The organism is Pseudoalteromonas sp. P1-16-1b, assembly GCF_001401785.1.
Classification (GTDB): Bacteria; Pseudomonadota; Gammaproteobacteria; order Enterobacterales; family Alteromonadaceae; genus Pseudoalteromonas; species Pseudoalteromonas undina.
Map to the genome: position 1 here is coordinate 203,588 of NZ_LKGQ01000002.1, position 17,707 is coordinate 221,294.

The following is a 17,707-nucleotide window of genomic DNA, read 5'->3' on the forward strand; positions in this document are numbered from 1 at the left end:
TTCATAGATTCAGACCCACGCTTTTTTAAAAAGTTCAGTGAGATCTTAAAAAATGAAAAAAAATATTATTACTTTATCTCTAGTGCTTACTTTAGTTGGTTGTGCCACTGCACCACCTAAGCAACCAGAAGATATTTGTAAAATCTTTGAAGAGAAGTCTGACTGGTATTTTGATGCAAAAGACGCGCAAGACAAGTGGGGCTCTCCCAAACACGTATTAATGAGCATGATGTATCAAGAAAGCTCTTTTCGTCATGATGCTGCACCGCCCATGGAATACTTTTTATGGATAATACCAACTGGACGCGCAAGTGATGCTTATGGTTATTCTCAAGCTAAAACGCCAACTTGGTCTGATTATATTCGTGAAACAGGTAATAGTGGTGCTGATAGAGATGAATTTGAAGATGCGATCGATTTTATGGCGTGGTTTGTTTATAAAACCCATAAAGTTAATGGTGTTTCTAAATGGGATGCCTACGCACAGTATTTAAATTATCACGAAGGGTGGGGCGGTTATAAGCGAGGCACTTATCGTAAGAAAAAATGGTTAATGAGCGTTGCCAATAAAGTAAAACACCGTGCGAGCCGTTATGGAGCGCAGCTAAGACGCTGTGAGGATGATTTAGACAAAGGTTGGTTAGAGCGTTTATTCTTTTAACTAATCTAAGCCCAGATTAATTAAAAAAGGAGCCATTTGGCTCCTTTTTTATTGGGTTATTTTTTACGTTTATTGGGCTGAATTTTAACTTGTTTAATCATGTTTTCTTTTATTTCTAGCACTTCAACTGGGTAACCCGCAATACGAATACTTAAGTTAGCATCAGGGATATCTTCCAAATACTCAACAATCAGGCCACTTAAAGTTTTAGGGCCATCTAATGGGAATTCCCAGCCCATTTCTTTATTTAAGTCGCGAACGTTAGCACCACCATCAACAATGTAAGAGCCATCGTTCTGTGTGGTTACTTCTTCACTTGGTGTGCGGGTTTGAGTAGTAGTGAAATCGCCCACAACCTCTTCAAGAATATCTTCTAGGGTAACTAAGCCTTGGATATCGCCATATTCATCAACAACAATACCAATTCGTTCTTTTGATAACTGAAACTTCAGTAGTTGGGTATTAAGCGACGTTCCCTCAGGAATAAAGTAAATTTCACGTACAGCGCGCAGTAGCGAAGGTTTATCGAATTGCTCTTTAGTAAGAAGACGCAATGCATCACGAGAGTGAATAAAGCCTACTGCATCATCTATATTGTCGCGGTATAAAAGCACGCGAGTATGTTGAGCATGAGTAAGCTGCTTACTAATTATTTTCCAGTCATCGTTGATATCAATCGCCACAATTTCATTGCGGGGTATCATAATATCTTCAACGGTAACCTGTTCTAAATCTAAAATTGAGGTCAGCATACTTTGGTGGCGCGCGGGGATCAGCGCTCCAGATTCGTTAAGCACGGTTTTTAATTCTTCCTTACTCATGCTGTGCTCATCTATTTGTGCAGCACTAATTCCAAATAAGCGTAATATGCCGTTGGTCATCCAGTTAACAACAACTACAAACGGGAAGAGTATTTTTAACAAGCCTTTGAGTATCACTGAGCTGGGAAAAGCAACTCGCTCAGGATAGAGGGCAGCCAGTGTTTTTGGCGTTACTTCAGCGAAAATTAGTACAACAAGTGTTAATGCACCTGTCGCTATGGCAATACCTAAATCGCCATACAAGCGAATACCAATAATGGTGGCTACCTGCGCTGCAGCAATATTAACAAGGTTATTACCAATTAGGATCAAACCTATCAACCTATCTGGTCGACTCAGTAATTTACTAACGCGTTTCGCAGCACGATGATTCTCTTTAGCGAGGTGTCGCAAACGAATACGGTTGATTGACATGATTCCGGTTTCTGACCCGGAGAAGTAAGCAGAAAAAAGCACCAATAAACCTAATATGATAAACAGGGTACTTGTCGATATGTCGTCCAACGATGGATCCTTTTTTTATAAACCAATGCGTATTAAGCTAGAGTGAGCTTTCAGAGTCAAGTTAAAACTTATTCAGGACCACTTCTTGTATAAAACGGCTACCAAAATAAGCGAGTGTGAGTGTAAAAGCGGCAATCATTATACTAACTACCACTACTTTTCCTCGCCAACCACGTTTGACATGGCCAACTGCAATTGTGGCAAAAATGGCCCAAGCAACTAGGGATAAGATTGTTTTGTGAATAAACTCTTTGGCAAACATGCCATCGAGAAATACAAAACCAGTGATCAGCGCCACACTTAATAATACGGTGCCTAAGTTTAATAACTGGTAAAGTTGACGCTCTACAACCATCAGAGGTGGCAAGTGACTGTGAACTATTGCTAGGTCTTTTCGCTTTAAGCGCTTATCAATAAAATAAAATTGCACACCATATAAAGTCGCAATAATTAAAATACAGTAAGCCAATAACGACAGTGATATATGCGCAACTAGTGCTAGTTCTACATTAATACTTTGTAATAAAACGTGATGAGGGATAAATAAGCTAGAAATGGTTAAAAGCGCAGCAAAGCCATAAACAACAGGTAGTAACAAGGTTGCGGGAAACTTCAAAGAAACAGTGGTGACACACAGCACGATAATCCAGCATGTCAGTAATGCCACATTAACAATACTTAAATCTTGCCCATCAGCCCTAAATACCGAATTTACTAAAAGCAGCATGTGCGCCAAAATAGCGACAGTACTGAGTATAATAGTAACTTTTTGGCTCGGCCCCTGACGGTGAAACAATCGCGAAAGCACGTGAGACGTTGCTAACACATAAAATAAACTGGCAATAATAGTTAAACTAATAATCAGCATTTTGCTTTGGCCACTTAATTGAAGTCAAATAATTCGTGTTCGTTATGTGGCCATTGTATTTTATAGCAAAGCAAATGCATAGACCCTGTAAAAAGAAACTCAATAAGCAGCATTTCAGCACTGTATTGTATGCCACCATTTACGGTATACTATTTCTAATTGAATTTTAATAACATCGACCTTATTAATAGAGTTGATTTCAACGTCTTTTCGGAACCGTTACATGTTTGAGAACCTCCAAGAACGATTAGGTAAAACCCTAAAAAATATTAGTGGCCGTGGCCGCCTAACTGAAGACAACATTAAAGATACACTTCGTGAAGTGCGAATGGCATTTTTAGAAGCCGATGTGGCGTTGCCTGTTGTTCGCGAGTTTGTAAAACAAGTTAAAGAACGCGCAGTTGGTATTGAAGTTACTAAAAGCTTAAGTCCTGGCCAAGTATTTATAAAAATTGTTCGTGAAGAACTTGAAAAGGCCATGGGTGAAGCTAATGAAGAGCTAAGCCTTAACGCGCAACCTCCGGCTGTTGTGATGATGGCGGGTCTTCAAGGTGCTGGTAAAACAACCAGTGTGGGTAAACTGGCTAAGTTTTTAAAAGAGCGCAAGAAAAAATCTGTGCTGGTAGTGAGTGCCGATGTTTACCGTCCTGCGGCAATTAAGCAGTTAGAAACATTAGCAACAGAAGTAGATGTAGAATTTTTCCCAAGTGACATTTCACAAAAGCCAGTTGATATAGCACAAGCTGCTATTTCTCACGCGAAAAAGAAATTTATTGATGTGGTATTAGTTGATACTGCAGGTCGCTTGCATGTTGATAATGACATGATGGATGAAATCAAAGCGCTTCATGGTGCAATTAATCCAATCGAGACTTTATTCGTTGTTGATGCAATGACAGGTCAAGATGCTGCAAACACCGCGAAGGCGTTTGACGAAGCATTGCCTTTAACCGGTGTGATTTTAACTAAAACAGACGGTGATGCCCGTGGTGGTGCTGCGTTATCTATTCGTCATATTACCGGGAAACCTATTAAGTTTATGGGTGTTGGTGAGCGTACTGACGCACTTGAACCTTTCCACCCTGATCGTATCGCCTCACGTATCTTAGGCATGGGTGATGTACTTTCATTAATCGAAGAAGTCGAGATGAAAGTAGATAAAGAGCAGGCAGAAAAAGTAGCGAAAAAAGTATTTAAAGGTGATGGTTTTACACTGGATGATTTTGCTGATCAATTAAAGCAAATGAAAAATATGGGCGGCATGATGTCGATGCTTGATAAACTGCCAGGCATGCAAAACATCCCAGATGCAGTAAAAGGCCAAATGGGCGATAAAACCTTCATTCAAATGGAAGCAATTATTAGCTCTATGACGAAAAAAGAACGTGCACGCCCAGAGATCATTAAAGGTTCGCGTAAAAAGCGCATTGCAGCGGGGTCGGGTACTCAAGTACAAGAGATCAATAAGCTGCTTAAGCAGTTTACCCAAATGCAAAAAATGATGAAAAAAATGAAAGGCAAAGGTGGCATGCAAAAAATGATGCGTGGCATGAAAGGGATGTTACCACCGGGAATGATGGGCGGCGGTGGCCCGAAATTTTAATAATTTAACCTTTAATATCTCCAATGCGAGATAAAAAGTAATCAATAAAGAGGCAAATTGCCTCTTTATTGTTGAATAAACTATGCACAGAATAGCTTGTTCACATGCTTTTTCTTCTTGGATCACGGTTTAATCTACTAAACTGCCTTTTTGCATCACTTCTTACTTGCATTGTTGCTAAAAACTCGTACAATTCACCGGCTCCCCATACTGGGGAGTAAATCTTATTAATGAAAACAGTCAATCTATTTAGAGGACGGTATGGTAACTATTCGTTTGCAACGTGGTGGCGCTAAAAAACGCCCTTTCTATCAAATTGTGGTTGCGGATAGCCGTTTCTCGCGTGACGGTCGCTTCATCGAGAAAGTAGGTTTCTTTAACCCAATCGCTTCAGGTCAAGAAGAAAAACTTCGTTTAGATTTACCACGTGTTGAGCACTGGTTAGGTCAAGGCGCAGGTCTTTCAGATCGTGTAGCTAAATTAGTTAAAGACGCTCGTAAAGCGGCTTAATAGGCGTAAGTGTAACCATGAGTCAAGAGAACACCTCATCAATAATTGTCGTAGGAAAGCTCGGCGCCCCATATGGTATAAAGGGCTGGCTTAAGGTGCATTCATTTACTGATGATCCCCAAGGGATCTTCGATTTCAGCCCGTGGTTGATAGGGCAGCAAGGTAAATGGCAATCCTTAGAAGTGGTCGACTGGCGTCGCCACAACAAAGGCTTTATCGCTAAGTTTGCGCAAGTAAATGACAGAGACCAAGCAATGGCTTATACCAATGTTGAAATTTCTGTGGATTCAGCGCAGCTACCAGAATTACCGCAAGGTGAATTCTATTGGCGAGATCTCATTGGCATGTCGGTTGTAACTGATAAAGGTTATAACTTAGGCATTGTTGATGACCTTATGGAGACAGGCTCAAATGACGTACTGGTTGTGAAAGCAAACAGTAAAGATGCATTTGGCCAAGCAGAACGTTTAATTCCTTTTTTAACTGATTCAGTTATTCAAGAGGTTAAATATGATGCGAAAGAAATTACTGTAGATTGGGATCCAAGCTTTTAATGAGTCAAACAAGTTCGTTGTGGGTAGGGGTTATCAGCCTTTTCCCGGATATGTTTGATGCAATTACAACGCAAGGTGTAACCGGTCGCGCTGTTAAAAAGGGTTTAATCGACTTTAACTGCTGGAATCCACGAGACTATGCAACTGATAAGCATAGAACCGTAGATGATCGTCCTTACGGGGGCGGGCCAGGCATGTTAATGATGGTTGAGCCGCTTAAACAAGCCATTCTTGAAGCCAAACAGGCTGCAGGGGATGGTGCAAAAGTAATTTATATGTCGCCACAAGGGCGCAAACTAGATCAGCAAGGGGCTAGCGAACTCGCAAGCTCTGAAAAACTGATTTTAATTGCCGGTCGCTATGAAGGTATAGACGAGAGAATAATAGAATCGTACGTTGACGAAGAATGGTCAATTGGTGATTTTATTTTGAGTGGAGGTGAACTACCTGCCATGACATTAATTGACGCAGTAGCTCGATTAGTGCCAGGGGTTTTAGGACACAACCAGTCAGCAGAGCAAGATTCATTTTCGGATGGCTTGCTAGATTGTCCTCACTATACACGGCCAGAAACATTGGACGACAAACAGGTGCCTGCTGTATTACTCAGCGGAAACCACCAAGAGATAGCAAAATGGCGGCTTATGCAGTCATTAGGTAGAACTTGGCTTCGCCGTCCTGACTTGTTGCATAACCTAGCTCTGACTGAGGAGCAAGCGGTATTACTCGCGAAATTTCAGCAAGAGTACCAAAAAGCTTGTGGCTAGAAGACAGTTACACCTAGGAAAGTGAGAAACATAATGGCAAAAGTAAACCAAAATATTATTAAAGCGCTTGAAGAAGAGCAGCTTAAAACAGACGTACCTGCATTCGGCGCTGGTGATACAGTAGTTGTACAGGTAAAAGTAAAAGAAGGTGCTAAAGAGCGTCTACAGGCCTTTGAAGGTGTTGTAATCGCTAAGCGTAATCGTGGTCTTCACTCAGCATTCACAGTTCGTAAAATCTCGAACGGTGAAGGTGTTGAGCGTGTATTCCAAACGCACAGCCCTCTTATTGATAGCGTAACAGTTAAGCGTCGCGGTGCGGTTCGTCGTGCTAAGCTTTACTATCTACGTGAGCGTTCTGGTAAATCTGCACGTATTAGAGAAAAACTTAACTAATACGCGCTGTTTATCAACGCAAAAAAACGGGTTGCAACCTTTGGGTTGCAACCCGTTTTGGTTTTAATGCTATTGCGGTTTTTATATCGCTACATTCAAAAACCAATACACACCTTAACCTGCATGCGTTAAAGTGTGGTTCACTTCAAATCACAATATCTTCTCACTTCTTGCAAAAATGATGTACAAAAATGAATGATAAAACGATAGTTACACACAACGGCAATTTTCACGCAGATGATGTTTTTAGTATCGCTGCACTTAAAATTATTTTCCCTTCTTTTACCCTGATCCGCACACGCGATAATGCGATTATTAATGACGCCGATGTGGTTATTGATGTTGGTGGTCAATATGACCCAGAAACTAACCGGTTTGATCATCATCAGCGTGGCGGTGCTGGCGCTCGTGAAAATGGTATTCCTTTTTCGTCATTTGGCTTGGTGTGGAAAAAATATGGCTTAGCAATATGTGATGATAACCAAGATGTGGCGAATGCGGTGGATGCAGGGCTTGTATCAACTATTGATGCCATTGATTGTGGTCATGTTGAAGGGGTTGCTACAGGCATTAGCTTAAGCCAAACAATTTCTATGTTTAACCCAACATGGGAAGAGGAAAGTGATTTTGATGCTGCTTTTGATCAAGCGGTTGAATTTGCACACACTTTACTGATTCGTTTTGTAGCTTCTGCCCGAGGTGGTTTAAACGCTAAAAAGATTGTTGCTCAAGCAATAAAACAAGCTGATGATCCTCGATTAATCGTGTTAGAGCGCTATACTCCGTGGAAAAAAACCGTACATAGTTTATCTGATGAGGCATTATTTGTCGTTTACCCATCTCATTCTGGCAAGTGGATAGTGCAAACGGTGCCTGCAGAATTAGGCTCTTTTGAAGACAGAAAGTCATTACCTGCACCATGGGCAGGATTATCAGATGAAGAATTTCAAGCGGTAACCGGTATCGATGATGCTATGTTTTGTCACAATGGCTTATTTATCGCTGGCGCAGAATCATTCGACAGTGTTATGTCGCTTGCGGCTATGGCATTAGAATACTAATAGTTCTCCTTAACCGCTCGCCGGTTACTTAATAAAAGTGGCTTTAGCCACTTTTTAAGATTCTCTACTTAACCTGAACCTACGTAAATTCAATATAGTTAGCGCTGAAATAGCTGCTTGAGATAGATTTATTATCTAGCGTTTAGGTTACTTACTACCGTTTCCACCTTGGTTTTAGTTGAACAACTGATAGTGATCTTTTCAATAATTTGCCTTTTAACCCCTAACGTATCCTGTTAGTATTTATCGTATTGATTAGTTTACTTTTTTGTAAGTTTTAATTTACGATTTTGCTTTTTTGGATGGAATGAGAACGTGGCAGAGATAAGTGATTTAGCGCAGCTAAGAACAAGTATAGATGAATGCGATGCGCAACTGGTTGCCTTACTTGCAAAACGCAATGGTATTACCCAACAAATAGGCGCAATAAAACAACAAACTGGCGCTCCATTACATGCACCCGATAGAGAAGCTGATTTATTAGCTGCACGCCGTCAAGAGGCTATTAATCAAGGTGTAAACCCTGATTTAGTCGAAGACATTCTCAGACGTATGATGCGTGAAGCTTATCAAAATCAACAAGCCAAATTAGCCTGTGCCGACCCACAATTATCGCCAATTGTTATTGTTGGTGGTGAAGGGGCAATGGGTCAGTTATTTGCAAAACAATTTCAGCGTTCGGGTTACGAAGTCAAAATTTTAGATAAAGCGCAGCAATCACAGGCAGCGGATATTCTAAAAGGTGCAAAACTGGTGATGATCAGTGTACCAATAAATGCCCTTGAAACAGTTGTTAACGCGCTTCCAAAGCTTGATGATGATTGTTTGCTGGTTGATATTACATCAGTTAAACAAGCACCATTAGCTGTGCTTAAAAAAGTACATAGTGGGCCAGTTGTTGGTTTACATCCAATGTTTGGACCTGATATTTCCCATTGGGTGAAACAAACCGTGGTGGTGTGTGAAGGGCGTAGTCATGAGGTGGCACAAGGGTTATTAAAACAGCTACAAATATGGGGTTGTCAGTTGGTTGAACTTGAGGCCAAAAAGCATGACGAAGCAATGCAAATTATTCAGGTTATGCGCCATTTAACCACCTTTGTGTACGGTCAGTTTTTAGCAAAACAGGGACACACACTCGCCGAGCTAAGAAGTTGTTCATCACCTATATATCAGTTAGAGCTAATGATGGTTGGCCGTTTATTTGCACAATCGCCAGAGCTATACACCGATATTATGTTAGCGCAGTTTGACAATGTCGAAAGCTTATTGGCGCAGTATCAGTCTTTGTTTTCGCAAACGCTTGAAAAGCTAAAAGCAGGGGATAAGCCCGCATTAATTGATGCTTTTGCTGATGCAAAGTCTTATTTTTCAGATTCAACGGCGCACTTTTTAACCCAAAGCCGTAGTTTATTAAATAAAGCGAATGATGCGAAAGTACTTGATTAAAAAGAATAGCTCCGTGGAAAGGAAAGGGCCGCTAGGCCCTTTTTTAATATTTTGTTAGCTTTCTACGCTAACAGCTTGTAAAGACTCGCTTTGGTAACAACCAAGTACACGAACATATTGAGTGTGCTGTTTGAGCTCCTCCAATGCATGCTTCACTTGGTTATCGATTAAGTTAGCCTCCAAGTCCACATAAAATACTTCTTCCCATGGGTTACCAGGAGTAGGTCGAGATTCTAGTTTCACTAAATTAATATTATGCTGTTTAAAAATCATTAACGCATCGGCAAGCGATCCGGCTTGTTGCTTGGTTGACATAATTAAACTGGTTTTAGTAGGTATTTGAGTTGATACTTGCAGTGGTTTGCGTGCAACAACAATGAAGCGGCTATGATTTTCTTTTTGATTGGCAAGATTCGCCTTGATCACTTCAAGGCCTACATTTTTACCAGCTTGCGCTGAGCCGATAGCTGCACTGTTTGGTGTGTCGAGAGCTGACTTTAATGCACTTGAGGTCGAATCACAGGTTTCATGTTGAAGTTCACCAAGACCCTGTAAAAAGCGGCTACACTGGGCAAAGGGTTGTGGGTGTGCAAAGACTTTAGTTAATTGGTTCAGCTCAGTTCCTGGGGCTGCTAATAAGCAATGCTCAACGCTATGAGTAACTTCACCGACAATAGAGACTTGTGCATGCTGTAGCAAATCAAATACTTCATTAATACTACCTGAGCTAGTGTTTTCGATAGGCAGTAAGCCAAAGTCGGCTTGACCTTTTTCTACTTTACCAGTGATTTCTTCAAATGAGGTACAACCAATTTCAACTAATTTACCCGGGCGACGGCTAAAATATTTATGACATGCAAGCTGACTATAAGAGCCTTGACCGCCTAAATACGTTACGCGATGGGTTTCGCTCAGTGCATCGGGGTTTAAATTCTTTTGAAGCATGGCTTGTTGATGTAATACGGAATCTTCTAATATTGTTTGAAAAACATTGTTAACGTAGTAAGCGTCAAGTCCTAACGATTTGCCATAGCCTATAAGTTTTTCGAGCAAAGCCAGTTCACGGGCCTCATCACGAATGGGTTTATTATTTGCAATTTTATATTCGACTACGCCATGACTAATGCGGCGTCGCTTTGCTAGTAAAACAAGTAAATCGGAGTCGATTTCATTTATATCGTGCCTGAGAGTATCAAGTACATCGTTGCTCATTTGGTTTTCCTCATTCCAAAAATATCACTGATTTTGCAGTGAAAATAAAAAAGCCTCCCAGTTGGGAGGCTTTACTATTCGATTGATTTTATCTCACAAACAGGGAAGCCTCTTCTATATAAAGAAGCTAAAAAAAGAAAAAAAGGTGTGTGAGTAATTTATATTCATACCCTTAATGTATGAAGTGTCACTCCCAATGTCAACAAGCACTTACCTGACGCGGCTTTTTTACCTAATATGTGTACAAAAGGTGTTGTTTTTTAAAAGTTTATAAATAATTTATAATTCTGATTTAAGTTCTGGTATATTTCTATTACTTGAAAAAATAATAATTATAAATAAGGTTGGCTTTTTGTGTATCGACGCCCTCCATCTCGATTTGGCATAAACTCACTTAGTGTAAAGTTATCATTGTTGATCTCTGGTATCTGTTTAGTGGCTGGCATTTGTGCGGCTGCATTAATGCTCAAGTCAGAAGAAAAACAGCTTGTTTTTGAAGAGCATGAGGTATTAAAGCAATCAAATGAATTATTAATAAACCAGTTTAATAACCTGATAGCCACCAAAGTTAAAATAGCAGAGCAAGCTAATATTGTTGTTAGCGAGCAGTTATTTGAGGGACAGTTGTCATTTAAAAATAATACTGCACCGACAATGCAGCTCACCAATGATGGCTCAGTGCGCAGTGCATCACCGGATGGGCTATCAGCCGCGTTTATCCCTCAAACTGCATATTCTCCTTTTTATAAACAGCTAATTGCTGATTCCGAATCCCTTTGGAAAGTTATTTCTCCTACGTTAATTCAAGATTTCTATAATTTTTATCTTATAACTGAAGATAACTTTATTCGTGTCGCACCGCCAAACTGGGCGCTTAATGTGCCTGGAAATTATACATTCAACCAAAGTGATAGCTTCAATTATGCGAAGTCTTTAACTAACCCACAACGAGAGCCTCAATGGTCAAAAGTTTACTATGATGAAGTTTGGAATAAATGGGTAGTCAGTTTAATTGTTCCCATTTATCAAGATGATGAGTTTTTAGGGGTTACCGGTAGCGATATTTCACTAAACTCACTCATATCGCAATTACCCGTCGGTGGAAAGGAAAAACACTTAGTAGTGTTTGATAAACAAGGACAGCTATTAGCACATCCGAACTTAACCTCTGAAAATTATAAAGAGTACGGAGAGGCAGGCAAAAAGCTATTACCAGATGACTTTATTTCTCCAGAACTAAAGCGCGTTATTGATAACGCAGGGCAAATACAATTACCAGAATATGCCGATTCATTTTCATTAAATGATGAAGACTACATTATAAATATCCATAAAGTTGAAGGTGTAAACTGGTATGTGGGTGTATATAAAAAGCGCTCCTCAACGTTATCGGCATTGAAAGACTTAAAGCTTAAGTTTTTTGGCCTATTTATTCTGTATGCCATTTTAGTTGCTTTATTATTACACCAAGCACTTTACCAATTGGTATTAAGACGCTTACATTCATTGGTTTATGCAGTTACTAACTTTGGTAAAGGCCAGTTAGAGATTGAGTTTCCAAAAGAAAATAAAGATGAAATTGGTACGCTTAATGGTTCATTCAAAGATATGACCATTGAAATTCGCAAACTCATTGACGGCTTAAACCAGCGCATAATAGAAAAAGAAATCGCAGAGAAAGCTGCAAATCGCTTGTCTAAAGCGGTTGCGTTCTCTGGTACAGGGGTGGTGATCACCGATGAAAATTTTGTCATTGAATACGTTAATCCAAAAATGTTAGAGATGACTGATTTTGTCGAAAATGATTTTTTGCGTCAGCCATTACTGACAATTATTGCCAATGAAATGACCATGTTGGTAGAGGATATTGACATTGATTTGCGTAATCGTAATTACTGGCGAGGAGATACGCTTATTGAAGCGCAAAACAAGTCGCCAATATGGGTATCGCTTAGTGTGTCACCTATTCGAGAAGACGGTGGTAAAATAACCAGTTACGTGGCATCAGCGCAAGATATTTCGTTTGTGAAAGAAAGCCAACGAAAAATGGAACAGCTCGCTTACTTTGACACACTAACCGGGCTTGCTAACCGTACATTCTTTAGAATGCAGCTCAGGAAGTCGATGGCGCTTGCTGAGAGAGGGCGTTACTCGTTTGCTTTATTTTATTTTGATCTGGATGAATTTAAGCGTATTAACGATACTTTAGGTCATGATGCGGGTGATCAGCTGTTAGTTGAAGTGGCAACACGCTTAAAACAGCGCTTACGAGCAGAAGATACCATAGCCCGTTTAGGTGGGGATGAATTTGCTGTTTTACTCAGTGGTATTGAACATCAAAAAGAAGCATCTGAAGTCGCTGACACCATACAAAAAACCTTAAACCAGCCGATAAAACTTGGCAGCAATGAAGTAATTGTCAGTGCAAGTATTGGGATCACCTTAGCACCATTTGATAGCCTAGAAGAAGATCAGTTACTAAAGCATGCCGACTTAGCCATGTATGAGGCCAAAGCCAAAGGGCGTAACACTTTCCATTTTTATAGCCAAGATCTAAATGCGGCAGCTAATGAACGATTATTCCTAGAAAATGAATTGCGTCATGCAATTAAAGAAAAGCAACTCACGCTACATTACCAGCCTCAAGTTGATTGTCGCGATAATAGCGTGGTGGGATATGAAGCATTACTTCGTTGGTTCCATCCTACGCAAGGGTTTATTCCTCCGACTAAGTTTATTCCGATAGCTGAGGCAACGGGTTTAATTGTGGAGCTCGGTAAATGGGTGCTACAACAAGCGTGTGAGTTTACGAAGCGACTAGAACAACAAGGTAGAGCAAGTAATATGTCCATCAATCTGTCAGCAAGACAGTTTAAAGATGCAAGCTTAGTGCCTATGCTGAAAAAAATAATTATCGAGACGCAGATTAATGCTAAAAGTCTGCATCTTGAATTAACCGAAAGCATGCTGATGGGGAATGTTGAAGCAGCTATTGATCAGTTACATCAACTTAAAAAGTTGGGTATCTCAATTTCTATTGATGACTTTGGTACGGGTTATTCTTCACTGAGTTACCTTAAGCGTTTCCCTGTCGATATTCTTAAAATTGACCGCTCGTTTGTCAAAGATATACCTGAGGATGATAACGACATGGAGATCACTGCGGCCATTATTGCTATGGCACAAAAGCTGAAGCTTGATGTAGTTGCCGAAGGGGTCGAAACAATCGAGCAAGTTGAGTTTTTACAAAATAATAATTGTTTTATTGTTCAAGGCTATTATTTTAGTAAGCCAGTGGCTGAGGATGATATTCCCGCATTATTTGATCAATTAGCAGCGCTAAAAATTATTAAATAAGCAAGAATTGCGGGTTAACCACCCGCAATTTTTACTTTAAATTTTAATCCCTCTAAAATCGCTTTTAATTTGTCGCGATCATCACCTTGTACTTCAATAACACCTTCTTTTACTGCGCCCCCTTGGCCCATCTTACTTTTTATTGTTTTTGCTAACTTTTTCAAATCATGCTGTTGTGGATCAAGACCAACAACCAGCATTACACCTTTACCTTTTCGGCCTTTGGTTTGACGTTCTATGCGAATTGACCCGTCTTTAAATAGTTTTACATCCAGTTCTTTTTCTGGCTTTGGCTGATCAATTCGCCCTGTTGCTGTTGAATACACTAAGTGACTATCACTCATAATTAACCTACTTAAGATTGAATATAATAATGCGGCAAATAATAACAAATTTGTGAAGCAAAGGCGTAATTTTTGCACCTAAGCTGAACACCTTTTAATGCCCCCAAAGATAAAACAACCTGTTTAAATACCGCAATTATATCTATGAATAAAAGTGTTTAAAGATTTTAAAAAAGCGCTTTAAATTGGCTAGCACTATAAAAACATCCATGCTACTATTTCGGCATTATAGATGTATGGACGTCCAAATGGTTAATTCTTACTTAGAGTATGCTCAACTTAATGTTGAGCCACAGTTAATTCACGCTGAGCTAGAAAAGCTTGAGCAATACCTAAATAAAAATGCTGCACCAGTCGTGCGTTGGGAATACCAAATTCCTGAGCTAGGTGAAGGTGGGGCATGTAGTTTATTTGGTTACCTACAGGATGAGCCGTTTAAACTAAGCGATTATGTCAGCCAAAGTACGCAAACAACTGAAAAATTAGCGCAACTTCAATTGATTGTTGACTACGTCATTGAAAACACAAAGCTTGATTGGTACGGCATTTATCAGAATACCCACACCAATGAAGGGGAGCAGTTATTAAAGCTGACTTATTTTGGTGCGCCGAGTCGTCCTTTATTTCCGCTTACTGCTGAATTTGCGACTGCCAGCAATAACGTTCAAGTAGCGCTTAGCGGTAAAGGACGCGTTATCAATAACGTTGAGCAATATTTGGCAGCAGGCGGTGAATATTACACCTGCGATCCGAAAGTAAAAGCAGAAGCCTGTTTACCGCTATTTAATGCACAACAGCAATGTATAGGTATTGTTGATGGTGAAGCTTTTAATACTGATTTTTTTGATAAAGCGACGCTCGCGTTATTAATAGCGTGCTGTATTAAAATTCCTCACTTTTTAGTGTAAATAACACTAGTCAATCAAGTGAGTTTTTATGTTAAGCTTAGCGCAACAGCTAACCCCTAAATAACGAAGAGATAGCCAATGTTCTCAGTATTAAAACCATTACCAACAGACCCTATTCTTGGCCTTATGGCGGCCTACAAGCAAGATACTAACCCAAATAAGATTGACTTAGGGGTTGGTGTATATAAAGACGAGCAGGGGAATACCCCGGTATTAAAGTCAGTAAAAAAAGCAGAAGCGTTTCGTTTAGAAAATGAAATGAGCAAATCTTACATTGGACTTGCTGGTAACTTAGATTACTGTCAACAAATGGAAAATCTTCTTCTTGGTGAGCACCCAGCATTATTAGCTAATCGCGTACGCACAGCACAAGCACCTGGTGGTACAGGCGCACTTCGTGTTGCAGCAGAATTTATTGTACGTTGTAATCCAGGCGCTACTGTATGGGTTACTAACCCAACGTGGGCTAACCACATTAGCTTATTTGAAGCTGCAGGCTTAACGGTAAAAGAATACCCATACTACGACTACGAAAACAAAGATTTATTGTTTGATGAAATGGTTGAAACACTAACACAGGTGCCTAAGGGCGATGTGGTGTTATTACATGCATGTTGTCACAACCCAAGTGGTATGGATTTAAACGAAACACAATGGAATACTATTGCTGAACTTGCAAAAGATGTGGGTTTTACGCCATTAATTGATATTGCATATCAAGGTTTTGGCTCTTCTTTAGAAGAAGATGCGAATGGTTTACGTATTTTAGCCAATGCGGTTGAAGAGTTGATCATTTGTTCATCATGTTCTAAAAACTTCGGCTTATACCGTGAGCGTATTGGTGCCTGTTCAATCATTGCAAAAGACAGTGCAACAGCTGATATTTCAAACTCGGTGTTATTAAGTGTGGTACGTAGCATTTATTCTATGCCGCCAGCGCATGGTGCAGACATCGTAAACACTATTTTAAGCAGCACAGAGTTAACGCAGCTATGGCATAGTGAACTTGATGAAATGCGTAACCGTATTAATGGGTTACGTAGTTTAATTAAAGACAGCCTGGCAGCGAAAGACATTGCTCAAGACTTCTCGTTTATTGACCGCCAACACGGTATGTTCTCTTTCTTAGGTATTAATAAAGAGCAAATCGAGCGCTTGCAAAAAGAATACGGTATTTACATTGTCGGTTCTAGCCGTGTTAATGTAGCAGGTATTAGCCAAGCAAATATCAACTACTTTGCTAACGCAGTTGCTGATGTTTGTAAGTAATCAGTAAGCAGCTTTGGCTTTTAAATAATAAAAAAACCGCACACTCGTTGCGGTTTTTTATTGTTTCTATAATGGCTTAAAGCCAGCGAATAGCACCTGAAATACGTTCATTATACATATCAACTGGTGAGCCAAGGCTTGCAATTAGCACGGTATCGGCCTGTTTGCCACGATTTATATGGCCAGCATAGCGAGAGTCATTAAAATCATCAGAGCCAATTTCAAAGATTTGATTATCGCTTGGCACAATAAACACGGTCATAGGCCCAAAGTCAGACTCAAACACTAAATGAATACCTTTCTCACCTTGAAAATCGCAAAAGTTAACATAAGTCACTTTGCCAGGTAAATCACTAATATGGCCGCCAAGTAAAGCCAGCTTTTCATTGACAGTTTGGATGCTAATTTGTTGAGTTTTATTTAACGCATAAATTTCATGGTAAACATGGGCTAGTGCATGCTCACCAGCCGTTTGATTAATACTTTGTTCTTCGCTAAACATAAACGCACTAACTGCAATCACAAACGAAGCTGCCAAAGCCAAATGCATTCGGTCGAACTTAAACCATGAGCGTGCACTAACCACGTTATCCTTTTGCTCAAGTTCATCTGTTCTAGCTTTTTCTTTTAACGAGGTGTTTAAAATAATTCGTTCAGCAAGATTGTCAGGTACAGTAATATCAAGCGCGTCGTCGAGTTGTTTATCGAATGCTTTGCTTTCATTTAAAAATTGTTGTCTGTCGGCACTGCTGTTTGCAAATTCCTGAAGCTCTTTGTCCAGCTCATTTGGCTGCGCAATCGTGCGGCGACGAAACTCAAGTTCATCCATTATTTTGATGCTCCTTTAAGTTGTTCATCATCACGGCTTAATGCCTCTTTAAGTTGATTTTTTGCTCGGAATAAACGTGTCATAACAGTATTTTTATTTAAGTTAAGAATGTCTGCAATTTCATCTCCGGTGCAGCCCATTACCACCTGTAGCAACAGCGGCTCCTTGTAGTCATCAGCCAATAAAGAAATTTGTCGCTGAATAACGGTTTGTTCCATTGCTGTATCTAAACTATGGCTGGTTTGATCCACCAATGTGTCGTTATCTACATCACTGTAATCAAATTGCTTGCGCTCAAAGCGTCTGGCATTCTCACGCCTTAAAATGGTCAGCAACCATGGCTTAGCTGCTTTTTGGTCGAGTAACGAATCAAGCGAGCGCCATGCACGCAAAAAGGTTTCTTGCACTAAGTCATCAGCAATAGTCGGATCGTTACATAACCAGTAAGCAAAGCGATAGAGTTCCTTATGATAAACATGAACCAAGGCTTCATAGCGTTGTTGTTTTTCAGCCATATTAATTAAGACCCGATCATTCGATTTTTTATTTCCAAACATAAGCACTTTTTAATTAAAATTATTATAGGCCAAAAAAGTA

General features: G+C 39.9%; 17 protein-coding genes and 1 other annotated feature. Of the genes, 11 read left to right on the plus strand and 6 right to left on the minus strand.

Annotation, left to right across the window (positions count from 1 at the left end; genetic code table 11):
* The first annotated feature begins 52 nt into the window (after window positions 1–52).
* Entirely contained in the window at window positions 53–661 is a 609-nt protein-coding gene (locus AN392_RS02355; RefSeq protein ID WP_010391298.1) for a hypothetical protein, read from the plus strand.
* Window positions 662–717: 56 nt separating this feature from the next.
* Here the strand turns inward: AN392_RS02355 and AN392_RS02360 are convergent, their stop codons facing one another.
* A complete protein-coding gene (locus AN392_RS02360) occupies window positions 718–1,986 on the minus strand; it encodes an HlyC/CorC family transporter (RefSeq protein ID WP_010391300.1) in 1,269 nt (422 codons plus the stop codon).
* A 61-nt stretch (window positions 1,987–2,047) separates the two neighbouring features.
* Window positions 2,048–2,854 carry an inner membrane protein YpjD gene (locus AN392_RS02365; protein WP_010391302.1) on the minus strand — a complete coding sequence of 269 codons (807 nt, stop codon included), beginning with the start codon at window positions 2,852–2,854 and terminating at the stop codon, window positions 2,048–2,050.
* Window positions 2,855–3,077: 223 nt separating this feature from the next.
* On the opposite strand from AN392_RS02365, the gene ffh reads away from it, so the two are divergent.
* From ffh to tyrA, 7 genes are all read left to right on the plus strand, one after another.
* Window positions 3,078–4,457 carry a signal recognition particle protein gene (gene ffh / locus AN392_RS02370; protein ID WP_010391303.1) on the plus strand — a complete coding sequence of 460 codons (1,380 nt, stop codon included), beginning with the start codon at window positions 3,078–3,080 and terminating at the stop codon, window positions 4,455–4,457.
* Between the two features lie 261 nt (window positions 4,458–4,718).
* On the plus strand, window positions 4,719–4,967 hold the full coding sequence (rpsP, locus tag AN392_RS02375; protein WP_008114468.1) for a 30S ribosomal protein S16: 249 nt from the start codon (window positions 4,719–4,721) through the stop codon (window positions 4,965–4,967).
* A 17-nt stretch (window positions 4,968–4,984) separates the two neighbouring features.
* On the plus strand, window positions 4,985–5,521 hold the full coding sequence (gene rimM / locus AN392_RS02380; protein WP_008114470.1) for a ribosome maturation factor RimM: 537 nt from the start codon (window positions 4,985–4,987) through the stop codon (window positions 5,519–5,521).
* Window positions 5,521–6,288: a tRNA (guanosine(37)-N1)-methyltransferase TrmD gene (trmD, locus tag AN392_RS02385; RefSeq protein WP_013464494.1), complete on the plus strand. Its 768-nt coding sequence runs from the start codon at window positions 5,521–5,523 to the stop codon at window positions 6,286–6,288. The genes rimM and trmD overlap by 1 nt, the downstream gene beginning before the upstream one ends.
* 33 nt (window positions 6,289–6,321) lie before the next feature.
* Window positions 6,322–6,681 carry a 50S ribosomal protein L19 gene (gene rplS / locus AN392_RS02390; RefSeq protein ID WP_008114473.1) on the plus strand — a complete coding sequence of 120 codons (360 nt, stop codon included), beginning with the start codon at window positions 6,322–6,324 and terminating at the stop codon, window positions 6,679–6,681.
* A gap of 191 nt (window positions 6,682–6,872) precedes the next feature.
* The gene (locus AN392_RS02395; RefSeq protein WP_055011723.1) at window positions 6,873–7,742 is read left to right on the plus strand and encodes an MYG1 family protein; all 870 of its coding nucleotides are present in this window, start codon (window positions 6,873–6,875) and stop codon (window positions 7,740–7,742) included.
* A gap of 315 nt (window positions 7,743–8,057) precedes the next feature.
* Window positions 8,058–9,191, plus strand: a complete 1,134-nt coding sequence (gene tyrA, locus AN392_RS02400) for a bifunctional chorismate mutase/prephenate dehydrogenase (RefSeq protein WP_054202125.1) — start codon at window positions 8,058–8,060, stop codon at window positions 9,189–9,191.
* 54 nt (window positions 9,192–9,245) lie between these two features.
* Here tyrA and AN392_RS02405 read toward each other — a convergent pair whose 3' ends face one another.
* Complete coding sequence (locus AN392_RS02405) at window positions 9,246–10,403, minus strand: chorismate mutase (protein ID WP_054202126.1); 1,158 nt, start codon at window positions 10,401–10,403, stop codon at window positions 9,246–9,248.
* 43 nt (window positions 10,404–10,446) lie between these two features.
* Window positions 10,447–10,562, minus strand: a sequence feature (Phe leader region).
* A gap of 195 nt (window positions 10,563–10,757) precedes the next feature.
* On the opposite strand from AN392_RS02405, the gene AN392_RS02410 reads away from it, so the two are divergent.
* Window positions 10,758–13,760, plus strand: coding sequence for an EAL domain-containing protein (locus tag AN392_RS02410; RefSeq protein WP_010391318.1), 3,003 nt, complete (start codon window positions 10,758–10,760; stop codon window positions 13,758–13,760).
* 14 nt (window positions 13,761–13,774) lie between these two features.
* On the opposite strand, the gene AN392_RS02415 is transcribed toward AN392_RS02410, so the two are convergent.
* Window positions 13,775–14,104 (minus strand): translation initiation factor, encoded by a 330-nt coding sequence (locus tag AN392_RS02415; RefSeq protein WP_008114484.1) that lies wholly within the window; start codon window positions 14,102–14,104, stop codon window positions 13,775–13,777.
* A gap of 248 nt (window positions 14,105–14,352) precedes the next feature.
* Between AN392_RS02415 and AN392_RS02420 the strand changes: the two genes are divergently transcribed.
* Window positions 14,353–15,012: a GAF domain-containing protein gene (locus tag AN392_RS02420; RefSeq protein ID WP_055011724.1), complete on the plus strand. Its 660-nt coding sequence runs from the start codon at window positions 14,353–14,355 to the stop codon at window positions 15,010–15,012.
* Between the two features lie 78 nt (window positions 15,013–15,090).
* Window positions 15,091–16,281 carry an amino acid aminotransferase gene (locus AN392_RS02425; RefSeq protein ID WP_010391325.1) on the plus strand — a complete coding sequence of 397 codons (1,191 nt, stop codon included), beginning with the start codon at window positions 15,091–15,093 and terminating at the stop codon, window positions 16,279–16,281.
* A 76-nt stretch (window positions 16,282–16,357) separates the two neighbouring features.
* Here the strand turns inward: AN392_RS02425 and AN392_RS02430 are convergent, their stop codons facing one another.
* Both AN392_RS02430 and AN392_RS02435 read right to left on the minus strand, forming a co-directional pair.
* Entirely contained in the window at window positions 16,358–17,110 is a 753-nt protein-coding gene (locus AN392_RS02430) for a DUF3379 family protein (protein ID WP_010391327.1), read from the minus strand.
* On the minus strand, window positions 17,110–17,667 hold the full coding sequence (locus AN392_RS02435; protein ID WP_010391329.1) for a sigma-70 family RNA polymerase sigma factor: 558 nt from the start codon (window positions 17,665–17,667) through the stop codon (window positions 17,110–17,112). The genes AN392_RS02430 and AN392_RS02435 overlap by 1 nt, the downstream gene beginning before the upstream one ends.
* Between the last annotated feature and the right edge of the window lie 40 nt (window positions 17,668–17,707).